General features: G+C 68.8%; 8 protein-coding genes and 1 other RNA gene. 5 read left to right on the top strand and 4 right to left on the bottom strand.

The window, feature by feature from the left end:
- Window positions 1-649: trypsin-like serine protease (locus VF612_RS14950; protein ID WP_408660648.1), on the bottom strand; the 649-nt coding region annotated here is incomplete at its 3' end.
- Window positions 650-809: 160 nt separating this feature from the next.
- Here VF612_RS14950 and ftsE point away from each other — a divergent pair.
- The 4 genes from ftsE to VF612_RS14930 all read left to right on the top strand — a co-directional run bounded on the left by ftsE (window position 810) and on the right by VF612_RS14930 (window position 3,962).
- On the top strand, window positions 810-1,499 hold the full coding sequence (gene ftsE / locus VF612_RS14945) for a cell division ATP-binding protein FtsE (RefSeq protein WP_408660647.1): 690 nt from the start codon (window positions 810-812) through the stop codon (window positions 1,497-1,499).
- Window positions 1,500-1,565: 66 nt separating this feature from the next.
- Window positions 1,566-2,483 (top strand): permease-like cell division protein FtsX, encoded by a 918-nt coding sequence (ftsX, locus tag VF612_RS14940; RefSeq protein WP_408660646.1) that lies wholly within the window; start codon window positions 1,566-1,568, stop codon window positions 2,481-2,483.
- A 9-nt stretch (window positions 2,484-2,492) separates the two neighbouring features.
- The gene (gene smpB / locus VF612_RS14935) at window positions 2,493-2,993 is read left to right on the top strand and encodes an SsrA-binding protein SmpB (RefSeq protein WP_408660645.1); all 501 of its coding nucleotides are present in this window, start codon (window positions 2,493-2,495) and stop codon (window positions 2,991-2,993) included.
- 15 nt (window positions 2,994-3,008) lie between these two features.
- Window positions 3,009-3,962, top strand: a complete 954-nt coding sequence (locus tag VF612_RS14930) for a GNAT family N-acetyltransferase (RefSeq protein ID WP_408660644.1) — start codon at window positions 3,009-3,011, stop codon at window positions 3,960-3,962.
- 38 nt (window positions 3,963-4,000) lie between these two features.
- On the opposite strand, the gene VF612_RS14925 is transcribed toward VF612_RS14930, so the two are convergent.
- Entirely contained in the window at window positions 4,001-5,479 is a 1,479-nt protein-coding gene (locus VF612_RS14925) for a CHAD domain-containing protein (RefSeq protein ID WP_408660643.1), read from the bottom strand.
- 171 nt (window positions 5,480-5,650) lie between these two features.
- Between VF612_RS14925 and ssrA the strand changes: the two genes are divergently transcribed.
- Window positions 5,651-6,026: a transfer-messenger RNA gene (gene ssrA, locus VF612_RS14920) on the top strand.
- 60 nt (window positions 6,027-6,086) lie between these two features.
- Here the strand turns inward: ssrA and VF612_RS14915 are convergent.
- On the bottom strand, window positions 6,087-6,914 hold the full coding sequence (locus tag VF612_RS14915) for an SDR family NAD(P)-dependent oxidoreductase (RefSeq protein WP_408660642.1): 828 nt from the start codon (window positions 6,912-6,914) through the stop codon (window positions 6,087-6,089).
- Between the two features lie 34 nt (window positions 6,915-6,948).
- Window positions 6,949-8,055: an NAD(P)/FAD-dependent oxidoreductase gene (locus tag VF612_RS14910; protein WP_408660641.1), complete on the bottom strand. Its 1,107-nt coding sequence runs from the start codon at window positions 8,053-8,055 to the stop codon at window positions 6,949-6,951.
- Window positions 8,056-8,268 lie beyond the last annotated feature (213 nt).

The raw sequence follows: 8,268 nt of genomic DNA, 5'->3' as shown, positions 1-8,268 counted from the left end.
CCGTCCGGTATGCGACGTTCGTGGCATAGCACGGTGTGTCACCGGTGACCGTGACGCCGGCCAGCAGCATGGCGCCGTTCAGCGTCACGAAGTTCGGCCCGCCCGAATCGCCGTAGCAGGCGCCGCCATATCCCTGGGCCTCGATCATCGCCAGCCGGATCCAGGACGCGTTCAGCGCGTCGAAGCCGAGCGAGGCCTTGAGCCGGACCCCGCCGCCCGGGTGGCTCTGCGGACCACCGCCGGTCTGGGCCTCCTCGGTGCCGTAGCCGACAGCCAGCCACGGGGCCGCCTCCAACTGGCTGGAGGTCAGGGTGGACAGCAGGCCGGCAGCGGGCAGCTTGGCCGGGGTGAAGCTCCACCGGTTCGCCGGGGTGACCGAGCGACCCGCGAAGTCCACCACCGCGATGTCATGCGGATCAGACTGGACCTGCCCGTAGCTGGGATCGGCGACGCCGGAGCCCTCCACCGCCCAGCCGCGCGACAGGAAGTACTGCGCCGCGGCCGTGCCGGACAGTCCCCGCGCCGCGGCCGCGTCCAGCTTGCCCTGCACGTCCTGCTCCAGCGAGACGTAGAAGTGGTCGAGCGACGGGTCGGCCGACCAGTCCACGATGCAGTGCGAGGCGGTGAGGAAGGTGTCCCGGTCGATCATGGCGCCGGTGCAGTGCCAGTCGAACTCCCTATCGATGACGAATCCGGACGGAGCTTTGCACTTTCACGGCCGTTTCGAGGGGTTTTTGGGGCATTTTCAGCGACGCCGACCGGGCGCGGTGGCCGAGCGCACGGCCTACCGGACGGTAAGATGGCCTCCCGTGATCGCGCTCCGGAACGTCACCAAGATCTATGCCGCCAGCACCCGGCCAGCTCTGGACGGGGTGTCTCTGGACATCGACAAGGGAGAGTTCGTCTTCCTGATCGGCGCCTCCGGGTCGGGCAAGTCCTCGGTGCTGCGGCTGCTGCTGCGCGAGGACGTGCCGACCAAGGGCAGCGTCATCGTCAACGGCAAGGACATCGCCAAGCTGCCCGCCCGCAAGGTGCCCGAGCTCCGCCGGGGGATCGGCTGCGTGTTCCAGGACTTCCGGTTGCTGGAGAAGAAGACCGTGTTCGAGAACGTGGCCTTCGCCCTGGAGGTGATCAACAAGTCCCAGCGCGCGATCACCCGCTCGGTTCCCGAGGTGCTGGAGATGGTGGGATTGGAGGGCAAGGCCCATCGCTACCCGAACGAGCTGTCCGGTGGCGAGCAGCAGCGGGTCGCCATCGCCCGGGCGTTCGTCAACCGGCCGCTGGTGCTGCTGGCCGACGAGCCGACCGGAAACCTCGACCCGGACACCAGCCAGGGCATCATGGGCCTGCTGGAGCGGATCAATCGCAAGGGCACCACGGTGGTGATGGCCACCCACGACAACAACATCGTCGACGCCATGCGGCGCAGGGTGATCGAGCTGGAGCTCGGCCACGTCGTCCGGGACCAGAACCGTGGCGTCTACGGCATCGGCCGCTGAGACGGCTGGCCCCCAGCACCTCCCGTCCCACCTGTTGACCAGCGAACACCGATCGGAGCAAGGACCATGCGCGCTAGCTATCTGATGTCCGGAGTCGCCACCGGGCTGCGGCGCAATGCCAGCATGACCATCGCGCTGGTGCTCTCGACCGCGATCGCGCTGTTCTTCCTGTGCGGGGCGCTGTTGATCAACAAGGAGATCGCCAAGACCCAGGAGGCCTACAAGGACAAGATCAACGTCTCGATCTACCTCTGCACCCAGACCTCGAACCAGAGCCCCGGATCGCCCTGCAAGCACAAGATCACCGACCAGGAGCGGCTGGCCCTGCAGGCCAAGTTGAACGCCGATCCGCAGATCACCGGCGTGCAGTACCTCAACGAGGAACAGGCCACCCAGATCGCCAAGCAGCGGCTGGGCGAGAAGGTGGTCGATGAGGCGGGGCCGGGCGCCATCCCGTCGTCGTTCACCATCAAGCTGCGTGACCTCAAGGCCGACTACGAGCCGGTGGCGGCCCGCTACGCAGGAGTCGCGGGCGTCGAGCAGATCCAGAATCAGGACGTCAGCCTCAAGACCATGCTGCGGCTCTTCGACACCGGGCGGGTCGGCTCGTTCGTGATGTTCTTCGTGGTGCTGATCTGCGCATTGCTGCAGATGGCCAACACCATCCAGACCGCGGCCCAGCAGCGCCGCAATGAGACCGGCATCATGCGCCTGGTCGGGGCCTCGCGCTGGATGACCCAGCTGCCGTTCGTGATCGAGGCGATGCTCGCGGCCGTGGTCGGCGCGGTGCTGGCGATGGTGGGCAACTGGGTGGCCAAGGTGGTCTTCCTGGACGGCCTGCTCGGCGATCAGGTGAAGTCCAGGATCCTCCAGCCGATCTCGGTCAACGACATCATCCTGGCCGGCGGGGTCGGCCTGATCGCCGGTGTGGTCCTGGCGGCGGTCACTGCCTGGCTGACGCTGCGGCTCTACGTCCGGCTGTAGCTTTGCCTCATGGCCGCCGCAACCGCACAGTCCTCCAACCGCCCGGTCCGCAAGATCATCGCGCAGAACAAGAAGGCGCGGCACGACTTCCTTATCGTCGACACCTATGAGTGCGGCATCGTGCTGATGGGCACCGAGGTCAAGTCGCTGCGGCTGGGACGAGCGTCGCTGGTCGACGGTTTCGCCACCATCGACGACGGCGAGGTGTACCTGCACAACGTGCACATCCCGGAGTACGCCTTCGGATCGTGGACCAACCACACCCCGCGCCGGGTGCGCAAACTGTTGCTGCACAAGGGTGAAATCCTGCGGCTGATCGGCAAGACCAAGGAATCCGGACTGACCCTGGTTCCGCTCTCGCTGTACTTCGTCGAAGGCAAGGTGAAGGTCGAGATCGCCCTGGCCAAGGGCAAGAAGACCTACGACAAGCGCCAGGACATGGCCAAGCGGGACGCCGACCGGGAGATCAGCCGGGTGCTGGGACGCCGCGCCAAGGGCCGAACCGACTAAGGAGCACCTACCGCGATGGCAGTGAGCTGGCAGCCGTTGAGCGCCGACACGGTGGCTGACTGGGCCGAGCTGACCAACATGCTCGCCGAGGCAGACGGCACGGAGGAGTTCTACGAGGCCGAGGCGCTGGCCGAGGAGCTGCAGGAGCCGGGCGTCGACCCGCGGCTGGACACCGTCGGGGTGTGGCGGGACGGGGTGCTCGCCGGGTTCGGCCAGTTGCGGGTTTCCTCGGGCCTGTTCGAGGGCCAGGCCCGGGCCGAGATCGTCGGCGGGGTCCGTCCCGACCAGCGGGGGCTGGGCCTGGGTAGGCAGATCATGGACCGGATGGAGGCGCGCGCCCTCGAGCTCGCGGCTCAGCGGCATCCAGGCGTGCCGGTGATGCTGCGGGTTTCCGGCGGTCTCGAAGGAGCGTCGGTGCGTCCGATGCTGGAACACCGTGGCTACCGGATCGTGCGCTACCACCACGAGATGGCCCGGCCGATCCCTGGTGTCGTGCCACCACCACCTGAGCTGCCGGTGCAGCCGTACTCGGCCGAGCTGGAAGAGGCTGTCCGGCTGGCGCACAACGACGCCTTCAGCACCCACTGGGGCTCGATTCCGGCGGATGCTGCGGATTGGCGTGACATGGCCAGCTCCCGGACGTTCCGGCCGGACTGCTCGTTCGTCAGCCTGGACTCCGACGGCGAGGTGCAGGCCTACGTGCTGGTCAACCAATGGGTGCCCGGGGAGGCGTGGGTGAACCTGGTCGGCACCCGGCAGCGGGCCCGGGGCGCCGGCCTGGCGCGGGCCTGCCTGGCGGCGTCGTTGCGGGCGATGGCCGAGCAGGGCTATGCCAAGGCCTGCCTCGGCGTCGACTCGCAGAACGCGTCAGGCGCCGGCGCGCTGTACGCCTCGCTCGGCTTCCAGCTCGACAAGGTGATCGCCCGCTACGGCCGGCTGGAACCGGGCCAGGCCGCCGTCTCCGGCTAGCTGGTCATGCCGGAACCGGGCCAGGCCGCCGTCTCCGGCTAGCTGGTCATGCTGGCCCGGGCCGCTTGCGCCGAGGCTGCCGCGGTCCGGCGCTGGTCGGCGACCAGGATGCCGTAGGTGAAGGTGTTCTGGCCGTCGTCGGCAGCCTGGTCGGCGATCCGGCGGAGCAGCTCGGTGGCCACCACGGCGTCCTGATGCTCGCCGAGCAACGTCTGCAGCCGGGATGCGCGCTTGGCGATCTTGCTCGCCTGCTTGCCCAGCGCCGGCGCGGCTGCCTCCGCGGCATAGCGGGCGCGCTTGCCGGCCTTGCGGGCCTGGTGCAGCTCCTCGTCGGGACTGTGGTTTCCGGCCGAGCGTGCCATCCGCTTGGCGACCTTGCGCTCGGCGGCGGCCACGTAGCCGGCCAGGATGTCGGGCGGGCCGGCGGCCTCCGGTGTGAACGGCGGCTGCTTGCGCCAGCGGGCCAGATCCTGGACGAGCACGCTGTAGCGCTCGTCGCGCATGGTGGCCAGCAGCGCGTCGGCGTGCTGGCGCAGCTCGCTGAGCAGCACCTCATCGACGCGGTCGGCGATCGGGCCGACCACCAGGTAGGCGGGCAGCTCGTCGATGGCGCGGGCCAGCCGGCTGCGCAGCACCTCGCGGTCGCGTACCTCGCCCAGCTCCGCGGCGAACCAGGCAAGCTCGTCCTGCAGGCGACCGGCGGGCTCGGCCTCGAACAGCGAGGCGAAGATCCGCAACGCGGCCCGCAGCCGCCGGGTCGCGACCCGGGTCTGGTGGATCGCCTCGTGCGGCTGGCTGGTGGCGCCGGGCTCGAACGGTTTGAGCGAGATGGCGAAGTGGCCCGCGGTGAGGGCGTCGCACTGGGCCCGCAGGTAGGACGTCAGGATGGTGGCGGCGGTGTGCTCGGCCGGGTCGTCGGGCTGGCCCACTAGCGCCCGCTGCAGCTTCGAGCTCCAGCGGGACGGAAAGGCGCCGCGGGCGAGCAGCAGGCCGGTGGCCCGGTCGAGGTCGGCGGCGGTGCCCACCTGGCCGAGTTCCACCTCCACCTCCCGCCAGCGCGGGGTCGCCACCGGGGCACCCTCGGAGACGGCGCGGACCTCGTCGTCGGCCAGCTCGAAGACCAGCCGGCCGTCGGCCGCGAGGACCCGGTGGATGGTCCGGCTGGTTCTGAGGGTGACGGTCGGCGCCAGCTCGGCGCTGCCGGTGAACGGGCGGATCAGGGTGCGCAACTCCTCCGGCGCCTCGTCGTGGCCGGCTAGCGGCCAGTGCAGCTCGGTACGGAAACCCGCGCCCGGAACCTTGAGGTGCCAGCCGGTATCGGCCTCTCCGGTACGCCGGCGCAGAGTGAGCCGCGAACCCAGCAGGCTCTGCTCGGCGGTGTCGTAGTAGGCGCTGGCCAGCTGCACCGTCTGGCTCTGCGCGCTGCATCCCGGGGCGGCGAAATCGGCCAGGCCCCCGAGGGTGAAGTCCGGGGCGACGTCGAACTTGGTCTCGATCTCGCGATGAGTGTCGGCCACGGTGTAGTTGTACAGGGTGGTCCGTTGGCCTAGGTAAGTTCTGCCGAACAGCTGGACGGGCGCGCTCGCCCGGAGATCAATTCGCGGTGGGGGCACGGCGGCCATGGCATGATGGAGCCTGCCGGCCGCGGTACTCCCGTGGTGGGCACGTTGGGCGCACGCCGCCCAGAAGGGGGTGAATGGTCTCGACTTCGGACGTTGAGATGAGGGGAAGCGGGCCGAGGACCGCATTGCTGACCTCGTTAAAAAAGCGATGCACAAAAAAATAAGCGCCGATAATAATCGCGCTGACTTCGTTCTCGCTGCCTAAGTAGCGGAACGGGTCTGTCAGCCCGGGTTCGTCACCGACCCGGATCCTGGCATCAGCTAGGTGACTTACCGAACTCCACGGTCGCGGGGGAGCGCGGGACAACTCACAGCGACTGGGCCTGTCACACCGACTTGTGTGCGTGATCGGTGGGGCCGAGTAGAGGCGAGGCACACTGCGCCCGGAGAAGACCCATCAAAGCGACGAAGGACCCGGGTTCGATTCCCGGCACCTCCACCACTACAGGCCCCGCGGGACGGGGCCTGTAGTTATTTCGGAACAGATGTCAGCTCGGGTAGCTCAGGAGAACCGGCTGCCGGGTATGCGGGGGAACTTGTCCAGCCCGAACACCTCGACCTGAGGCGACCGTTGCTGCACCAGCACCCCGCCATCGACCACCAGGCACGCGCCGGTGACGTAGGCGGCGTCGTCGGAGGCGAGGAAGACCGCGGGTCCGGCGAGATCCTCCGGCGTCCCACCCCGCCCCAGCGGAATGGTTTCATCTCGCAACTTGCGCGCCGCGGGCTCCAGATGCCTGGGGTTGGTCGCGATCAGTCCCGGCACCAGCGCGTTCACCCTGATGCCGTACGGCGCCAGATCGAGCGCGAGGCTGCGCGTCATCGCCTCGATGGCGCCCTTGGTGGCGTCGTAGGCGACCATCCCACGGTGTGCGCGGTTGGCGCCGCCGCTGGACATGTTGATCACGCAGCCGCCTCCAGCGGCGGCCATCAGGCCGGCCACCCCGCGGGTGCACAGGTAGTGGCTCGTGAGGTTGGTCCGCACCAGCCGGTCCCACCACTGGAGATCGCTGTCGAGGAAGTGGCGCAGGGTCGTGACGTCGCCGGCATTGTTGACCAGGATGTCGACGCGTGCGAACCGGTCCACCGTCGCCTGGATCAGCCGGTCGACATCGGCCGCGACCCCTGCGTCCCCGCCGACGGCGATTACATTCGCGCCATTCCGGCTGAGGGCCTGCGCCGCGTCCTCGACCCCCGCGACGTCGATGTCCGACAGCGCGACGGAGGCCCCTTCGGCCGCGAATCGACTGGCGATCGCCTGCCCGATGCCGCGTGCGGCGCCGGTGACGATCGCGACCTTGCCGGTCAGTTCAGCTCGTGGTGCTCCCATGACGTCCTTCGTGGTGGTGTGGTGTGGTGGCGGGTCAGATGACGATGGGTTCCACCCGGGTGCCGTCCGCCTCGGCGAACCGCTCGGCCCGCAACGGTGTCAGGTCGATCGACGGCTCCTGACCGACCACCAGCTGGGCCAGGTGCTCTCCGACCGCGGGCGACAGTTGAAAGCCATGGCCGGAGAAGCCGGTGGCGTAGTAGAAACCGCTCAGGTGTGCCGAGCGGCCCACCATGGCGTTGTGGTCCGGGCTCATGTCGTAATCGCCGTGCCAGGTGGACTTGAGCGGCAGGTCGGCGATCACCGGCAGCCGATGCGTCGCCGGGGCCATCAGCTCCTCCGCGGCCAGCTCCCGGCCACCGAAGAGAAGCCCCGGCCCCTCGCGGTGGAAGTAGAACCCGGTGGCGAAGTCGACGGTCAACGGCACGTCGCTGGCAACTCCACCGCTGCCCGAGGAGAAGAAGATCCGCCGCCGTTCGGCGCTGACCGGCAGGCTCACCCCTGCCGTCGCGGCTATCTCCCGCGAGCCGGTGCCCGCGGCACAGATGACGGTCGAGGTGGCGATGCGCTCACCGCGCTCGGTCTGCACCGCCTCTACCCGCCCGTTCGCGGTGATGATCCGCGCGGCCCGCTCACCCTGCCGGATGGCGACCCCGCTGCGGCGGGCAGCGGTGGCGTAGCCCTGCACCAGGGACTCCGGCGTGGCATAGCCGTCTGACGGGCAGAAGGTCGCCCCCACCAGATCATTGGTCACCAGCTGCGGCACCAGCTCACCGGCCTCAGCCGGGCTCAGGTCCTGCACCGGAACGCCGAGCGAGCGTTGCATAGTCACCGACCGGTCGAACATCGCCAGATCGGACGGGGAGCTGATCAGGAACAGGTAGCCCACCTGTCGAAGGGAGATGTCGACTCCGGTGAGCTGCTCGAAGACCACCAGCTCGGCCAGCGAACGCTGTGCCAGCCGCACGTTGAGCGGGTCGCCGTGCTGGAGCCGGATGCCGCCGGCCGCCTTGCTGGTGGATCCGCTGCCCAGGGTGTTCGCCTCGAGCAACATGACATCGGTGAACCCTGCCTGCGCCAGGTGGTAAGCGACGCTCGCGCCGATGCACCCGCCGCCCAGGATCACGGCGTCAACGGCCAACCTTCTCACTCCACTTCCCGCTCCGGACAGTCATAGGCGTTAGACAGCCATCTTCGCCTGGCCTGTCCGAAGCCGGGGAAGTACCTGGCCGGCGCGGGCCTTTCGCGACAATTAGCGGCTTATCACCGCTGCCGAGCGCACTCGGTGAGATTAACTGAATTTCACATTCCGCAGACAAGCGCCGTTCACCGTGGATAACCTCTCGCAGCCAGC

It is taken from the genome of Jatrophihabitans sp. (assembly GCF_036388195.1).
In the GTDB taxonomy this organism is placed as follows: domain Bacteria; phylum Actinomycetota; class Actinomycetes; order Mycobacteriales; family Jatrophihabitantaceae; genus Jatrophihabitans_A.
Note: the sequence above shows the minus strand (reverse complement) of the source record. Positions and strands in the feature narration are given on the sequence as shown.

Bases quoted from the DNA above. Each gene is read 5' to 3' on its own strand.
- ftsX (WP_408660646.1), top strand. From the start codon at position 1,566: ATGCGCGCTAGCTATCTGATGTCCGGAGTCGCCACCGGGCTGCGGCGC.
- smpB (WP_408660645.1), top strand. From the start codon at position 2,493: ATGGCCGCCGCAACCGCACAGTCCTCCAACCGCCCGGTCCGCAAGATC.
- VF612_RS14930 (WP_408660644.1), top strand. From the start codon at position 3,009: ATGGCAGTGAGCTGGCAGCCGTTGAGCGCCGACACGGTGGCTGACTGG.
- VF612_RS14915 (WP_408660642.1), bottom strand. From the start codon at position 6,914: ATGGGAGCACCACGAGCTGAACTGACCGGCAAGGTCGCGATCGTCACC.